Origin of the sequence: Salinivibrio sp. SS3, assembly GCF_001722105.1 — a bacterium.
Lineage (GTDB): Bacteria > Pseudomonadota > Gammaproteobacteria > Enterobacterales > Vibrionaceae > Salinivibrio > Salinivibrio kushneri.
This window is the reverse complement of record NZ_MEBQ01000045.1, coordinates 80,482-94,776: the sequence shown is the minus strand read 5'-3', so window position 1 is coordinate 94,776 and position 14,295 is coordinate 80,482. Positions and strand designations below refer to the sequence as shown.

14 protein-coding genes are annotated in these 14,295 nt (G+C 51.6%); 9 read left to right on the top strand and 5 right to left on the bottom strand.

Annotation, left to right across the window (positions count from 1 at the left end):
- Nucleotides 1-15 precede the first annotated feature (15 nt).
- Genes ampD through BGL48_RS14740 form a run of 3 tightly spaced genes read right to left on the bottom strand, consistent with a single transcriptional unit; the run spans nt 16 to nt 2,885 of the window.
- Nucleotides 16-564, bottom strand: coding sequence for a 1,6-anhydro-N-acetylmuramyl-L-alanine amidase AmpD (ampD, locus tag BGL48_RS14750; RefSeq protein WP_069363368.1), 549 nt, complete (start codon nt 562-564; stop codon nt 16-18).
- A gap of 24 nt (nt 565-588) precedes the next feature.
- Nucleotides 589-1,893 (bottom strand): diguanylate cyclase domain-containing protein, encoded by a 1,305-nt coding sequence (locus BGL48_RS14745; protein ID WP_069363367.1) that lies wholly within the window; start codon nt 1,891-1,893, stop codon nt 589-591.
- Nucleotides 1,890-2,885, bottom strand: coding sequence for an ABC transporter substrate-binding protein (locus tag BGL48_RS14740; protein WP_077659064.1), 996 nt, complete (start codon nt 2,883-2,885; stop codon nt 1,890-1,892). The genes BGL48_RS14745 and BGL48_RS14740 overlap by 4 nt, the downstream gene beginning before the upstream one ends.
- Before the next feature lie 160 nt (nt 2,886-3,045).
- Here BGL48_RS14740 and nadC point away from each other — a divergent pair, with 160 nt between their 5' ends.
- The 8 genes from nadC (at nt 3,046) to yacG (ending at nt 10,070) form a co-directional block, all read left to right on the top strand.
- Nucleotides 3,046-3,951 (top strand): carboxylating nicotinate-nucleotide diphosphorylase, encoded by a 906-nt coding sequence (gene nadC, locus BGL48_RS14735; RefSeq protein WP_141698105.1) that lies wholly within the window; start codon nt 3,046-3,048, stop codon nt 3,949-3,951.
- A 247-nt stretch (nt 3,952-4,198) separates the two neighbouring features.
- Nucleotides 4,199-4,615, top strand: a complete 417-nt coding sequence (locus tag BGL48_RS14730; protein ID WP_069363366.1) for a pilin — start codon at nt 4,199-4,201, stop codon at nt 4,613-4,615.
- Nucleotides 4,616-4,640: 25 nt separating this feature from the next.
- Nucleotides 4,641-6,323: a type IV-A pilus assembly ATPase PilB gene (pilB, locus tag BGL48_RS14725; protein ID WP_077520856.1), complete on the top strand. Its 1,683-nt coding sequence runs from the start codon at nt 4,641-4,643 to the stop codon at nt 6,321-6,323.
- 9 nt (nt 6,324-6,332) lie between these two features.
- Nucleotides 6,333-7,547, top strand: coding sequence for a type II secretion system F family protein (locus tag BGL48_RS14720; protein WP_069363365.1), 1,215 nt, complete (start codon nt 6,333-6,335; stop codon nt 7,545-7,547).
- A 64-nt stretch (nt 7,548-7,611) separates the two neighbouring features.
- Entirely contained in the window at nt 7,612-8,481 is an 870-nt protein-coding gene (locus BGL48_RS14715; RefSeq protein ID WP_069363364.1) for a prepilin peptidase, read from the top strand.
- Nucleotides 8,481-9,095 carry a dephospho-CoA kinase gene (gene coaE / locus BGL48_RS14710; protein ID WP_069363363.1) on the top strand — a complete coding sequence of 205 codons (615 nt, stop codon included), beginning with the start codon at nt 8,481-8,483 and terminating at the stop codon, nt 9,093-9,095. Before BGL48_RS14715 ends, coaE begins: the two co-directional genes overlap by 1 nt.
- 23 nt (nt 9,096-9,118) lie before the next feature.
- Nucleotides 9,119-9,859, top strand: a complete 741-nt coding sequence (gene zapD, locus BGL48_RS14705; RefSeq protein WP_069363362.1) for a cell division protein ZapD — start codon at nt 9,119-9,121, stop codon at nt 9,857-9,859.
- A gap of 10 nt (nt 9,860-9,869) precedes the next feature.
- Nucleotides 9,870-10,070 (top strand): DNA gyrase inhibitor YacG, encoded by a 201-nt coding sequence (yacG, locus tag BGL48_RS14700; RefSeq protein ID WP_069363361.1) that lies wholly within the window; start codon nt 9,870-9,872, stop codon nt 10,068-10,070.
- 42 nt (nt 10,071-10,112) lie between these two features.
- Here the strand turns inward: yacG and mutT are convergent, their stop codons facing one another.
- Together mutT and secA are read right to left on the bottom strand one after the other, a co-directional pair.
- Nucleotides 10,113-10,508 (bottom strand): 8-oxo-dGTP diphosphatase MutT, encoded by a 396-nt coding sequence (gene mutT / locus BGL48_RS14695; RefSeq protein WP_069363360.1) that lies wholly within the window; start codon nt 10,506-10,508, stop codon nt 10,113-10,115.
- Between the two features lie 62 nt (nt 10,509-10,570).
- Nucleotides 10,571-13,303, bottom strand: a complete 2,733-nt coding sequence (gene secA / locus BGL48_RS14690) for a preprotein translocase subunit SecA (RefSeq protein WP_069363359.1) — start codon at nt 13,301-13,303, stop codon at nt 10,571-10,573.
- 484 nt (nt 13,304-13,787) lie between these two features.
- On the opposite strand from secA, the gene BGL48_RS14685 reads away from it, so the two are divergent.
- Entirely contained in the window at nt 13,788-14,246 is a 459-nt protein-coding gene (locus tag BGL48_RS14685; RefSeq protein ID WP_069363358.1) for a DUF721 domain-containing protein, read from the top strand.
- Nucleotides 14,247-14,295 lie beyond the last annotated feature (49 nt).

Here is a 14,295-nt window from a genome sequence, read left to right as displayed (position 1 = left end):
CAATGCAATAGGCATCTAAATCAGTGCGTGTAACTTTTTCCAGTCAAACGCTACCCCAGGATCCGTTTTACGGCCTGGGGCAATATGTTGGTGTCCTGTGATTCGATCACGAGTAATGGCTGGGTAGGACTGCATCAGCGTCTGCGTGATCGCCGCTAACGATTGGTACTGCTGATCGGTGTATGGATGTGTGTCTGTGCCCTCTAGCTCAATACCGATAGAAAAATCGTTACATTGCTGCCGACCGTCAAAACACGAAGCGCCAGCATGCCATGCACGCGCACTGAATGGTACAAACTGGATCACACTTCCATCTCGTCGGATCAGTAGGTGGGCGGAGACGCGAAGCGATGCGATCTCGGCAAAGTAAGGATGTGCCGAGGGGTCGAGATGCCCCTGAAAAAACTGCTCAATATAGGGACCGTCGAACTGACCGGGCGGCAGACTGATGTTGTGGATCACCAGCAAGGAGATATCCTTGCTATCTGGGCGTTGGTTATGATGAGGAGACAGACAAGCGCGCGCGCCTACCAACCAATGATTGTCAATCTGTGAAAAAGACATATCCGATCCACTTGAGCAAAATCGCTACTTTATCTGGTCAGTCGGAAGATTGGAATACAAGCAACAACGCGCTTCAGGGTGATTTTTGGCGTAATACATGGCGGCATCGGCTTGATTCATCATTTGCTGTAGCTCGAGCCCATCCGTGGGGAAGCAACTTACGCCGATGCTAATGGTCAGTGACAAGGAGGTATCGGCAACCTGTATTGGCGCGTGCATTTCGTCTTGGATACGGGTGATCACTTCATTCAGCGCCGATTTATCCGCTAATAAGTCCAGCCAGACAATGAACTCATCTCCCCCCAAGCGGCCAACCAAATCAGAGCGACGCACGCATTGTTTCAAGCGATGACCGACCACTTTGAGAAGCTCATCACCGACCCCATGTCCGTAGGTGTCATTGACTTGCTTAAAATCATTTAAATCAATGAATAATAACGCCGCATTGGTTTGGGCGCGATTGGCCCGCATCACCGCCACCTCCACATGTGATTCAAACGCACGTCGGTTAAAGAGGCCCGTCAACTCATCGCGTTCAGCCAGGAATTTGAGTTGATGCTGCTGCTCACGAAGCTGTTGCGTTTGCCGTGCGACTTCTTCGCTCAACTGCTTTTTGTCCACCATGGTGTGGCTCAGTGCTCGCTTCATCTCATCAACATGATCAGCTAGCTCAGTCAGTTCATCCTTGTCAGTTAAGGTTAACTCCGTGGTCAGATCACCTTGCTTTATTTGCGTAATGGTCGAATGCAATACCTTTAGGCGACGAGTTAGTCGCCGCCGTAAGCGGGTCACGAAGATGGTCACCAACAAGGCTAAAACCACCAGCACGCCGCCATGCACAACCAACAGTTTTTTCTGTTGTTGTCCAGATTGGTGAATCACCTGCTGCCGTACCGAAAAGGCCGTTTCACTCATCGCCTGTAGCAACACATTGAAACGTGAAAACAGCATCAAACGCCCTTCATCCACGGAAGGAGCAACGCTTAACTGCCCGGCTGTTACTGACAATAGGCGGTCAATACTATTTGCCGCGAGCCGGATTGACTGCGCGGACTGCGGCGGTAACGCAAGTTCATCGCTGTCTAACTGCGCACGCAATGCATGGGTCGACTGATTCACATCTTGGCGCGTTTGCGCACTGGGATATTGACGATACAACCATAGACGGCCACGCAGGCTATCAATCTGAGAGTGTACCGCCATGATGCTGTCTAACCGTGACTGAATTTGATTTTGTTTATAAAAAAGTTCAACCGTAATTAACAGCGTAATAAAGGTGAGCGCCGTACAGGCATACACAACTATACTGAGCTGCTGACCGATCTTCATTCTAATAAACTCACTTTTTGCGTGGCCTCAACCAAGGGGCCCGGGTTGAGTATATGGCGGAATGACGGCGTGCTCCCTTCCACTAAGCCCGCTTCTTGCGCCCATCGCGCTTGGTTTTTTAACCGCAGTAGTAACGAATCATTCAATGAAAGGCGGAATAAGTAATCTTGCCATAGCCAGCTGAGTTTATCGTCTGACATGTCAAGATACGCGGAAACCTGTACTTTAGCCCGCTCTGGATGTTGATGAATAAAGTTCACCGCGTCATCTAGCGCACTGACAACCCGTTGCATGTCCTGGTGCTGCTTGTTGACTAACAAGCGATCACTGACTAACAGAAAAGAGAGGCTGTGCAGACCTTTACTATCAAGCGAATGCACCGGCTGGTTGGACTGCTTGAGGAGCTGATAGCCGTAGGGCTCCCATATGGCTATCACATCCACCTTCTCGTCGAGAAGCGCTTTGGGCAGTGCTTCGGGAGGATAGCCAACTTTTTCCACCCGCTCTCTCGGAATGTCGTGCAATTGCAGCAAGGAGTCAAAGAAATACTCACTGGCACTCGACGCAACAATGCCCACGCGTGCATTGTCGAGCGCGTGCGCCAACGATCCGCTAATCTCACGGTCAATAGACCAGAGTTTGACATCGTTATCTGACTCGACAAAGCTGGTTAGCACATTAAAATCATCGCGCTCAAAACTGTTAAACATCACCACCGTCTCTGAGGTAGTCGCTAAGTCCACCTCTCCTGACATTAAAGTTTGAAAACTCTTTACCCCGCCATGGACAGGCTTAAGCGTCATCGCAATACCATGCTTTTTAAATAGTCCCTGCTCTTTGGCCACAATAATCGGGGCAGACAGGGGGGTGAGCGAAACCGCAATAGCCAGTGATGATAATGGTTCGGACACTGGCGGCCTGAGTTGCTGCCACGTACGGAACCCAATAAACGCGATCGCTATCATGGCCACCAGCGCTAACCCTCGCTTCATGGCATCACCTCTTTGACTGTTCCTGCCTAAAGTGTAGACAAGTTAAAAGACAGAATATGAATAAAAAGATAGACGAATACGGGGAAACGAGAGAGAAAAGCTGCATTTCGTTATCACCAGCGTTATCATTCGACCACTTTTTTGATGACCGCGGTAAGCCATGATGACATCGACCCCTTTTCATGCTGTCCATGACAGCGAGCGCCGCCTGGCCTATCTCACCTCTCACCTCCGCGCCGACGTGACCCGCGCGGTGACCGACGCACTGCGAGAAGATCTGGATGGCGACATCGACGCCAGCAAAGACATCACCGCTAGCCTGATCCCGGCCGACTCGGTATCCACCGCGACACTGATCACCCGAGAAGATGGCGTTTTCTGTGGCCGTGCCTATGCGGATGAAGTTTTTCATCAGCTCGGTGGCGACGTCACCTTGACGTGGCATGTTGCCGATGGCGACGCCATCACCGCCAATCAATCGCTGTGTACCTTACAAGGCCCCTCGCGTGTTTTGTTGACCGGTGAACGCAATGCGATGAACTTTATCCAGACCTTGTCAGGCTGCGCCAGTAAAACGGCAACCTATGTAGCAGCGCTCAACGGCACCCACACCAAATTGCTCGACACGCGTAAGACCATTCCGGGACTGCGCAGTGCACTCAAATATGCTGTCGCTTGTGGCGGCGGACACAATCACCGTATTGGTGTGTTTGATGCGTATTTGATCAAAGAAAATCATATTCTCGCCTGTGGCGGGATTGCCAATGCGGTGCAAGAGGCTCGTCGTCTGAATCCAGATAAACCGGTGGAAGTAGAGACAGAAAATTTGGATGAGCTAAAACAAGCCATTGAGGCGGGTGCCGATATTGTGATGCTGGATAACTTTAGCGTGCCGATGATGCGTGAGGCAGTAGCCTTAAATCAAGACCGTGTGGCGCTAGAAGTCTCGGGGAACGTCACGCTCGAGACGTTGGCAGAATACGCCGCCACCGGAGTGGATTATATTTCCGTGGGCGCGCTTACCAAGCACGTGACCGCGCTCGATTTATCCATGCGTTTTCAATAACACGTACGCTCACTCAGCGTCGACCAGGCCGCCCACGATGGGCGGCCTTTTTATCACTCTTTCGTGACAAAAAATTTGTGGTGAGTCGAACACTACCTTAGAAAAAAATACTGTTACATCCAGCTTTTATCCTTCAGTCTCAAACTCATCTCTCCCCTCTTTTTTGCGCCACGCTCACAAGCGTAAAGTCGCTGCACTCGCGGCCACCACGTTGGCGGCCGACCATCATTGAGAGGAGAGATATAGGATGCAAAAGCAACACGGGTTTAGTTTGATTGAGTTACTGGTGGTATTAGGCATTATTGGCGCCCTAACTGCCATCGCCATTCCGCAATACCAAAAGTATCAAGATAAAGCCAAAGTCACTGCCGCAATTGCCACGTTAACCAATATGCGCTCCGTGGTAGAAGCGCATATTATGGAAGAGGGTAAGTTCCCAGAAAGTGATAAAAGAGGCGACCTTGGTATTCCTGATGATGTAACGTTCACTGAGACTAGTGGCGTTAAGGGAAACATGAACATAGCCGTGCAGGGGATGCCGGAAGGTAATAAAGTCACACTCTTACGGTCCCCTGAAGGCAAGTGGACGTGCGAGCAACCGGCAACAAATATTAAAGTCGATGGTTGCAGCAGTAAGTCGGGTACCAAAAAGCCAACACCTTAAGCGAATATAAAAACAGGGACTCACGATGATCCCAACCGCTCAGTTGTATCAAGCCGGTTTATTGACCGATGCCCAGCGCCATGCGTTGGGCATTGGCGATGGCACACCGCTTAGCGTCTCCCGTTTACTCGATGCCGGGGTTGACCCCACCGCGCTCGCCCACACCCTCGCGAGTCAGCATCACCTGCCTTTTTCGGAAAGCCATCAGTACCCGTTTAAAGACACCTGTTATGCCCTAGATAGGCGCGATTTGATTCAGCGCCATCAGGTGTTGCCGCTGGCCCAGCAAGGCCAAGAGCTGTTACTCGGTGTCAGTGACCCAGACAACACAGAGGCGGTCGCCGACTTTCGCTTTTCTACTGGGCTCAATGTCCGTTTAGTGGTGCTCAGTCAGCCGGATTTGGATGCCGCGCTGCGTCACTTGTACGGCGCAGATATCGATGGCACCGGCGATGGCATCACCATCAGTGATCAAGACTTAGCCGCCCTGACCGTCACCGATAGCCCACAAGAAGACAGCGCTGAGCTACAAAGTGATCAGGCACCGATCAGTCGTTACATTCAACAGATATTGGTGGATGCGGTGCGTAAAAACGCCTCCGACGTACACTTCGAGCCCTTTGAACATCACTACCAAATTCGCTTTCGCCAAGACGGTTTATTGCATACCTATGCCCACCCTCCTGCGGGAGTCTCGCGGCGGCTGTCGACTCGACTCAAAATCTTGGCCCAACTCAATATTGCCGAACGACGTTTACCACAAGACGGGCGCATTAAGCTGACCCTCACTGCCGATCACACCGTCGATATGCGCGTATCCACCTTACCGACCGTTTGGGGCGAGAAGGTGGTGGTTCGCTTGTTGAATAATGGCCAGCAGCAACTGACGCTACATGATTTAGGCTTAACCGAATGGCAGCGCCAGCACTATCAAGACGCATTGGATAGGCCGCAAGGGATGGTTTTGTTTACCGGCCCAACGGGAAGCGGCAAAACCGTCTCTTTGTATAGTGGGCTCAGGTATCTCAATCAGCCGCAGCGTAATATTGCCACCGTCGAAGATCCGGTTGAGATCCAGCTAGAAGGCATCAATCAAGTCAATGTTAATCCTAGCATCGGTTTAGATTTCGCCACCGCACTCCGTGCCTTTTTGCGCCAAGATCCCGATGTGGTGATGGTGGGAGAAATACGCGATCTCGACACCGCTGAGATCGGGATCAAGGCCGCGCAAACCGGTCACCTGGTGTTATCAACGCTGCATACCAATTCGGCGGCCGAAAGCATCACCCGTTTATCCCACATGGGCATTGCCCCCTACAATCTTGCCAGCTCTCTAACTTTGGTGGTGGCTCAGCGTTTGGTACGTCGTTTATGCCCTGTTTGTAAACAGCCGCACCCGTCTGATGACCCACGCCTTCAGTACTTAGCCAACCTCTATCCAAGCTTAACCCCAAGCACGCTCTACCAAGCTAATCCCCACGGCTGTTACCAGTGCTATCAGGGTTATCAAGGACGGACTGGGGTGTACGAAGTGCTCCCCGTGACAGAAAAGATTACCAGCGCCATTTACCGAAATGCCAGCGCGGTGGAACTCACTCAACTGGCCACCGAAGAAGGTATGTGGCGATTGGCCGAATCTGGGGTTGCCAAACTCAACCAAGGGATCACCAGCATCCAAGAGCTTACCCGCGTTATTCAGCTTGCCTAAGGAGTCTGCATGGCCAAATCCACCCTGTTTATCTTTCATTGGCGTCAAGCCGCCGCCCGTGGTGAAAAAAAAGGGCAGGTGTTCGCCTACACAGAACGAGACGCACGCCAAGAGCTAGCGAACCAATCTATCGTCCCCAGCCGCCTCATACGCCGCCGGCTATCGAGCTTTCAGCAGCGTCGTCATAAAGCCAAGGCAGCGGATATCACCCAGTTTTCACGTGATCTCACCACCTTGCTTGAGTCTGGGATCCCTATCGTACAAGCCCTGAACCTCATGGCGCTCAATCAGGTCAAAGCCGAAATGCGCTTGCTGGTGCGTCATATTCGCCAGCAACTGGAGGCGGGCACCAATTTGAGTGAGGCGCTAGCGCACGCGAGCCCCTTGTTTGATCGCTTTTATTGCGATTTGGTCGCAACGGGTGAGCAAACCGGGCAACTGCCGGAGATTTTTGCTCGCTTAACCCTATACCGTGAAAAGCAGGCGTTACTTCGCAGTAAAGTCATCAAAGCCATGATTTATCCCAGCATCGTGGTCAGCGTGGCCTTGGGCGTTAGTGCCTACCTGCTGGTGTCCGTGATCCCGAAGTTTAAACGTATTTTTGATTCCTTCGGGGCCGATTTGCCTTGGCTGACCCAACAAGTGCTCGCCTTATCCGACATTGTGAGCCAGCACGCGTTGACCATCACGCTGATCGTGGCGGGTCTTGCCGCCGCGCACCAGTTGCTACAGCGTAAAAACACGACCTACCAATATCACTATCATCGCTGGCTACTCCGACTGCCCGTCATTGGTGAAGTGGTGAGCAAAGCCTGCATCGCCAAGTTTTCCCGTACCCTAGCCACCACCTTTAGTGCCGGTATTCCGTTACTCTCTGGCTTACAAGCCGCGACGAAATCCATGACCAACGCGTATTATGTCCACGCACTCAAGGCGGTGTATCAGCACACGGCCACTGGTATTCCGCTTTATCAAGCCTTGCGTGACAGTAACAGCTTCCCCGTGATGGTGACGCAAATGGTGATGATTGGCGAAGAGTCGGGGTCGCTCGATAATATGCTCAACCGCATCGCACAAATCTATGAAGCCGAAGTCGACAACACCGTAGACAACCTCGGTAAAATCATCGAGCCCCTGTTAATTTTAGTGCTCGGGCTATTGATTGGCGGCTTAGTGGTGGCCATGTACTTACCCATTTTCAATCTGATGTCTGTTCTTGGCTAGCCAAGATAGAGTCTGACACCGCAAGGCGCTATGATGCGCACAAGGTTAATGCCCAGAAGGTCCCATGTTGATATTCTCATCACCGTTATTCATTTTTTTTGCTGGCTTATTTGGCCTGATTATCGGTAGCTTTTTAAATGTGGTCATCGCACGCGTGCCCATTATGATGGAACGCCGTTGGCGTCAAGAATGCTTGGCGACGTTTCCCGATGCTGACATTGACGCGCCTGATGCGCAGCGCTTTGATTTGTGTTTTCCCGCCTCACACTGCCCAAAGTGCCAGCAGCCGATTGCGTGGTACGATAATATTCCTTTGCTCAGTTGGCTGATGTTAAAAGGCCGCTGCCGTCAGTGTGGCACGGCGATCAGTCCACGCTACCCACTGGTCGAGGTCACCAGTGCTATTGTCTGTGTGTTACCGGCATGGCTTATTTCCTCACCGGCATGGGCCATCGCGGTGATGGCGGCCAGTCTCACCTTGCTGGCGCTGACTCTCATTGATTGGGAAACCCTGTTGCTGCCCGACCAACTCACCTTACCCTTAATGTGGGCCGGAATCGGCCTCGCTCTCTGCGGCATCAGTCCTATCACCCTCAGTGAAAGTGTCATTGGTGCTATGGTCGGTTATGTCAGCCTTTGGAGCCTCTTTTGGGCCTTTAAACTCACCACTGGCAAAGAAGGCATGGGCTATGGTGATTTTAAACTGTTTGCGGCACTGGGCGCTTGGGTCGGTTGGCAAGCTTTGCCGCTACTGATTTTATTCGCCTCACTCAGTGGCGCCATCGTTGGGGGGGTATTGCTTCGCCAACAACAAAAGAGCCTGCAGCACGCGTTTGCCTTCGGCCCCTTTATTGCCGTCGCAGGCTGGCTAAGTCTGCTTTGGGGCGATAGCCTGTTACACTGGTATCTTTCACACATTCTAGGAGTGCGCTAATGGCCGTTGTGGTCGGGTTAACCGGAGGGATTGGCAGTGGTAAAACCACGGTTGCCAATCGTTTTGCCGCCAAGGGCATTGATATCATTGATGCCGATGTGATCGCTCGTGAGGCGGTTGCGCCCGGTAGTGACGGTCTGGCCGCGATTGTCGCGCGTTTTGGCACACCAGCATTAAACCCAGATGGCAGCCTAGATCGTGCCTGGCTTCGTGAGCGGGTGTTTAGTCATCCAGACGACAAGCAATGGCTCGATAACCTGCTTCACCCCATGATCCGCCAACACATGATCCAAGCCTGTGCGCAGGCCAGTTCAGCGTATTGTTTGCTTGTGGTGCCCTTGTTAGTAGAGAATAACCTAACGTCATTGGCGCAACGAGTGTTGGTCGTCGATGTGGACGAGCAAACACAAATCGCGCGCACGCTCGCCCGTGATCACGTGAGTGAACAACAAGTTCACGCGATTTTGGCCGCACAAGCCAGTCGCTCACAACGCCTCGCCGTCGCCGATGATGTGATCGATAATACGCAAACCGAAGCGGAACTTGATCGACAAGTTGATGCCTTACATCACACGTACTTAACCTTGGCAACCCAGGCAAACGCCGACCTATAGTCGGACAGGACAGCTAAACGCTTATGACCAGCCTCACCTTGTATGAACACCCACTCAATGAACAGGTGCGAATTTACTTGCGCCTGGAGTACCTGCTCTCTCAACTGGACGAAGTGAGCGGGCTTTCCGCACCCTGTCATCATATTCAATTTTTCCGCAGCCTGTTTGATCTGCTGGAGATTTTAGATCAAGTGCAAGTAAAAGCGGATCTCGCCAAGGATTTGGACAAACTCAAGAAAAAACTCAAAGCCTGGGCTGACGTACCCCAGGTTGATCAGGCTCAGCTCAACCAGTTGCTCGATCAACTCGCCGCGCACCAGCGCGCGGTATTACAGGCCAAACGCTTCGGCCAAGCGTTAAAAGAAGACCGTTTTTTAACCAGTATCAAGCAGCGCTTTTCGATTCCAGGGGGGAGCTGTAGCTTTGATCTCCCCAATTTCCACTACTGGCTCCATCAACCACTGGCCGCACGGCAAAGTGCGATTCAAACCTGGATGGAAAACCTGGCACCATTACGTCACGCTTTGGCGTTCTGGCTGCAACTCACACGTGAAAGCGCACATGGCGGCACCGCGACGATTCAACAAGGTTTCTACCAACAAGAAGCGGATGGCGCCTGCTTAATTCGGCTTAAGATATCCCCTGATCTCGGGGTTTATCCGTTAGTATCTGGGCACAAAAACCGCTTCGCGATCCGCTTTATGCCATTTGACGACGATCACGAGGTCGCCGACAATATGTCTGTTCATATCAGTGTTTGTTAAGGAGATCCACGTGAGTGATGCCCCTACCGTTGTCAAATGTCCAACATGCCAACAGCCTGTGGTTTGGGGAGAGGTTAGCCCGCATCGTCCATTTTGCAGCAAACGCTGTCAGTTGATTGATTTGGGCGAATGGGCCAGTGAAGAAAAAGCCATCCCTGGTGCCCCTGACCTTTCGGATGATGACCTCTGGTCAGAAGGGCAGCACGAGTAAACGTCCTGCCCTATTCCCTGTTCTACGATGTTTTTCTCGCGCTCAGAATCGAGCGCGAATTTTTTCTAATACCGCATCGTTGGCGTCGGGAAACGGATAATGATCCAATTCGGCAATCGGTGCCCAAACGCCCTCTTGTCCTTCACAGCCTTGGGGCTCGCCCTCAAAGTCAGAGACCAAGAAAAAATCCAAACTTAATGCTTTGTCGGGAAAGTCAAAGTCTAACGATATAAAGGGGCTGACCGCTTTTGCCGTAATCCCAACTTCTTCGTTTAATTCACGCAGCAATGCGCGTTGCGGGGTTTCACTCCCTTCAATTTTTCCGCCAGGGAACTCCCACTTTCCCCCTTGATGGGCGTGAGCATGACGGCGAGTGATAAAGACTTTGTCTTGTGTCGGATTAACAATAATGCCAGCGGCAATACTTACCCGTTTCATAGTCTCTCCTGATAATAAAAAAAGGCCGATAAACGGCCTTTTTGATAACGCATGGTCAGGGCTTAGATTCTACCGTGACATTGCTTAAATTTCTTCCCTGATCCACAAGGACAAGGCTCATTACGGCCGACTTTACGTCCATCGCGCACCACGGTCTCGTTGCCGCTACCACTCTGTTCGGCGCTGTCGCTATCGTCAAACTGATTATCAGCTTGCGCATGGTTAACTTGCTGCTTTTGCGCGGCCTGCTCAGCACGGGCTTTGCGCTCAGCTTCCATACGCTCAACGTCGTCCGGCTGTTGTACGCGGACACGGCTGAGCGTTGTCACCACATCGGTTTTTAGCGCTTCCAGCATGCCCTCAAACAGCTCAAACGATTCGCGCTTGTACTCTTGTTTTGGGTTCTTTTGTGCGTAGCCACGTAAGTGAATACCTTGACGGAGATGATCCATCGCCGCGAGGTGCTCTTTCCAAAGCGTATCCAAGGTTTGCAGCATCACCGCTTTTTCAAAGTTACGCAGGGTTTCTGCCCCAACCGCCTCTTCTTTGCCTTTATAAACCTCGATCAAGGCCGTCAGAATGCGCTCGCGCAGTAACTCTTCATACAGCTTGTCGTCCTCATCCAGCCATTGCTGAATCGGTAATTCGAGATCAAAGTCCGCTTTAAGCCGTTTTTCCAGCCCTGGCACATCCCACATTTCTTCCAGCGACTGAGGCGGAATGTATTGGTTAACAATGTTATTAACCACATCCTCGCGGTTGTGCTCGATCATTTCGCTGATATCTTCAGAAACTAGGAGCGCATCACGTAGCTCGTACACCACTTTACGCTGATCGTTGGCAACATCATCAAATTCAAGCAGTTGCTTACGAATGTCAAAGTTACGCCCTTCCACTTTGCGCTGCGCGTTTTCAATGGCTTTGTTGACCCAGGGATGCTCAATGGCTTCGCCTTCCGCCATCCCTAATCGTTTCATCATGTTAGAAACTTTTTCTGAGGCGAAGATCCGCATCAAAGAATCTTCCATCGACAAATAAAAGCGGGTTGAGCCTGGGTCACCTTGACGACCGGCACGACCACGTAGCTGGTTATCAATACGACGGGACTCATGACGCTCAGTGCCAATGATATGCAGACCACCCGCTTCAACGACCTGGTCATGAAGCTGCTGCCATTTTTCTTTTGCCGCTTCTACTTGCGCTTCCGTCGGGTCTTCGACATCACCCAGCACTTGTTTCCAGCTGCCACCCAGCACAATGTCAGTACCGCGACCGGCCATATTGGTGGCGATTGTCACCGTGCCTGGGTAACCGGCTTGCTCAACAATATCCGCTTCATGGGCGTGGAATTTAGCGTTAAGCACCTGGTGCTTGATGCCGTCTTTTTGCAGCGCATTGGACAGTAATTCAGATTTTTCAATCGATACCGTTCCGACCAATACCGGTTGGCCGGCTTCGGCGCGCGTTTTGATGTCTTCCGCAATCGCGGCAAACTTTTCTTTTTCGGTCATATAGACCTGATCGGCGTGATCTTTACGCACCATTGGCCGGTTAGTCGGGATAACCACGGTGTCTAGGCCATAGATAGACTGAAACTCAAACGCCTCGGTGTCCGCGGTCCCGGTCATGCCTGAGAGCTTGTCATACAAACGGAAGAAGTTTTGGAAGGTGATCGAGGCCAGCGTTTGGTTCTCGTTTTGAATTTTCACCCCTTCTTTGGCTTCCACCGCCTGGTGTAAACCTTCCGACCAACGACGTCCCGGCATGGTGCGTCCGGTGTGCTCGTCCACGATGATCACTTCATCGTCTTTGACAATGTAGTCAACGTCGCGCTCAAACAAGACGTGGGCGCGTAATGCGGCATTAATATGATGGATCAGGCTGATATTCGCCGGTGAGTACAAGGTGTCGCCGTCTTCCATCAAGCCGTTTTTCTTGAGCAAGTCTTCAACGAATTCTTGACCATTTTCGGTCATGTACACTTGCTTGGCTTTTTCATCAACCGTGAAGTGGCCATCACCTTGATAGTCTTCGGTATCTTCTTGCTCTTGCTGTTTCAGGCTTGGGATCAAGGCATTAATACGCTGATACATCTCAGAGCTGTCTTCCGCTGGCCCAGAAATAATCAGTGGCGTACGTGCCTCATCAATGAGGATCGAGTCAACCTCATCGACAATCGAAAAATAGCGATCGCGTTGCACACGATCTTCTGCGCGAAACGCCATGTTGTCACGCAAATAGTCAAAGCCGAACTCATTGTTGGTACCGTAAAGTACATCACACGCGTAAGCGGCTTTTTTCGCCTCCGGCGGCATGTTGGGGACATTGACGCCCACCGTCATTCCTAAAAACTCAAACAACGGACGGTTGGTTTCGGCATCACGTTCCGCCAAATAATCATTCACCGTCACGATGTGAACCGCCTTTCCAGTCAAGGCGTTCAAATAAGAAGGTAGCGTCGCGGTCAGGGTTTTACCTTCACCGGTGCGCATTTCCGCAATCTGACCGTTGTGGAGCACGATACCACCGACCATTTGCACGTCAAAGTGGCGCAGGCCAAATACACGCTTAGAGGCTTCTCGTACAGTGGCAAAGGCTTCAGGAAGGAGATCATCAAGCTCGGCACCTTGATCAAGGCGCTCGCGGAATTCAACGGTTTTCGCTTTCAGCACATCATCATTCAATGCTTCAAAATGGGGTTCGAGTTTGTTGATTTCATCAACAACTTTTCTCAGCCGACGCAAGGTGCGGTCATTACGGCTTCCGATAACTTTAGTCAGGACTTTCGATAACATGGCGTTGCCGGTACTCTTTTTAATGGTTTTCCCACATGGGCGGCCGCTACACTGCCTCTATGCTGGCGTGTTTCAGTTCAAACGCGGGTTGGCTTAAGCTCATCGATTCAACACAAGATGCCAAAACGCATCTACCTTAAGTGGAGCCAAATCGGACAGAATTCAAGGGCGATGACGCCACTTCACAACGATTTCCACGTGACTGAATGTAAATGTGGTAGATGGCACGGAAAAAATACGCCACCATCGCCTTACCCATGCGACACTTACCTGTGAATGGTTTTTTCACTCTCTGGTGATCACCTCAGGACATACCGGTATATCAACGCGGTAGGCTACATGCCGAGGTGGAGCATCTATGATAAGGTAAATTACTTTCACATCCTATGACAAATCCAATACTCAAGGGATCAATTAGCGAAAATTAGACGCTGTGCGCCCGTTCAGGCGCCGAATTGATGACAAAAAAGGCAGTTATTGCGCGATGAGAGACCACCGTCCCCGCTCTACCCTCCATCTGTTGGAGAGCGACCCCAATAATATTGCTCAGCGAGCGGTTGAGCTTGCCAAGCTAAACAAGCTGATCTTAGCCTTGTTACCCGGTGAAACATCAAAAGCCTGTCGCGTCGCCAATTATCGTGATGGCGTATTGGTGGTAGAAGCAGGCAGCGCCGCCTGGGCGATGCGACTGAACTACGAGCGACAGCATTTATTGTCGGTATTGCGTAACAAAGGCTTGGCCAGCCTTACCACCATTGAAGTGAAGATTAACCCGGCACTCGCCGCTGCCGACCGAGAAGACAAAGAAGCAGCGCCGCCCCGCCACCTTAGCCAAGCCTCGGGTGAGTTACTGCGTGCGCTGGGTGAAGGCGCTTCGCCTAAGCTAAAAGCACGGTTCGAGGCGTTGGCTAAACTCGCCGAGGATCAAAAAAAGCCAGAGTGAGCTCTGGCTTTCTATCTATCAATCTCTGGGTATTAGCGGTTTATTCTGC

What these genes read in the sequence shown, in the direction of transcription:
- ampD (WP_069363368.1), bottom strand. Translation starts at nt 564, where the DNA reads ATGTCTTTTTCACAGATTGACAATCATTGGTTGGTAGGCGCGCGCGCT.
- BGL48_RS14745 (WP_069363367.1), bottom strand. Translation starts at nt 1,893, where the DNA reads ATGAAGATCGGTCAGCAGCTCAGTATAGTTGTGTATGCCTGTACGGCG.
- BGL48_RS14740 (WP_077659064.1), bottom strand. Translation starts at nt 2,885, where the DNA reads ATGAAGCGAGGGTTAGCGCTGGTGGCCATGATAGCGATCGCGTTTATT.
- nadC (WP_141698105.1), top strand. Translation starts at nt 3,046, where the DNA reads ATGATGACATCGACCCCTTTTCATGCTGTCCATGACAGCGAGCGCCGC.
- BGL48_RS14730 (WP_069363366.1), top strand. Translation starts at nt 4,199, where the DNA reads ATGCAAAAGCAACACGGGTTTAGTTTGATTGAGTTACTGGTGGTATTA.
- pilB (WP_077520856.1), top strand. Translation starts at nt 4,641, where the DNA reads ATGATCCCAACCGCTCAGTTGTATCAAGCCGGTTTATTGACCGATGCC.
- BGL48_RS14720 (WP_069363365.1), top strand. Translation starts at nt 6,333, where the DNA reads ATGGCCAAATCCACCCTGTTTATCTTTCATTGGCGTCAAGCCGCCGCC.
- BGL48_RS14715 (WP_069363364.1), top strand. Translation starts at nt 7,612, where the DNA reads ATGTTGATATTCTCATCACCGTTATTCATTTTTTTTGCTGGCTTATTT.
- coaE (WP_069363363.1), top strand. Translation starts at nt 8,481, where the DNA reads ATGGCCGTTGTGGTCGGGTTAACCGGAGGGATTGGCAGTGGTAAAACC.
- zapD (WP_069363362.1), top strand. Translation starts at nt 9,119, where the DNA reads ATGACCAGCCTCACCTTGTATGAACACCCACTCAATGAACAGGTGCGA.
- mutT (WP_069363360.1), bottom strand. Translation starts at nt 10,508, where the DNA reads ATGAAACGGGTAAGTATTGCCGCTGGCATTATTGTTAATCCGACACAA.
- secA (WP_069363359.1), bottom strand. Translation starts at nt 13,303, where the DNA reads ATGTTATCGAAAGTCCTGACTAAAGTTATCGGAAGCCGTAATGACCGC.
- BGL48_RS14685 (WP_069363358.1), top strand. Translation starts at nt 13,788, where the DNA reads ATGAGAGACCACCGTCCCCGCTCTACCCTCCATCTGTTGGAGAGCGAC.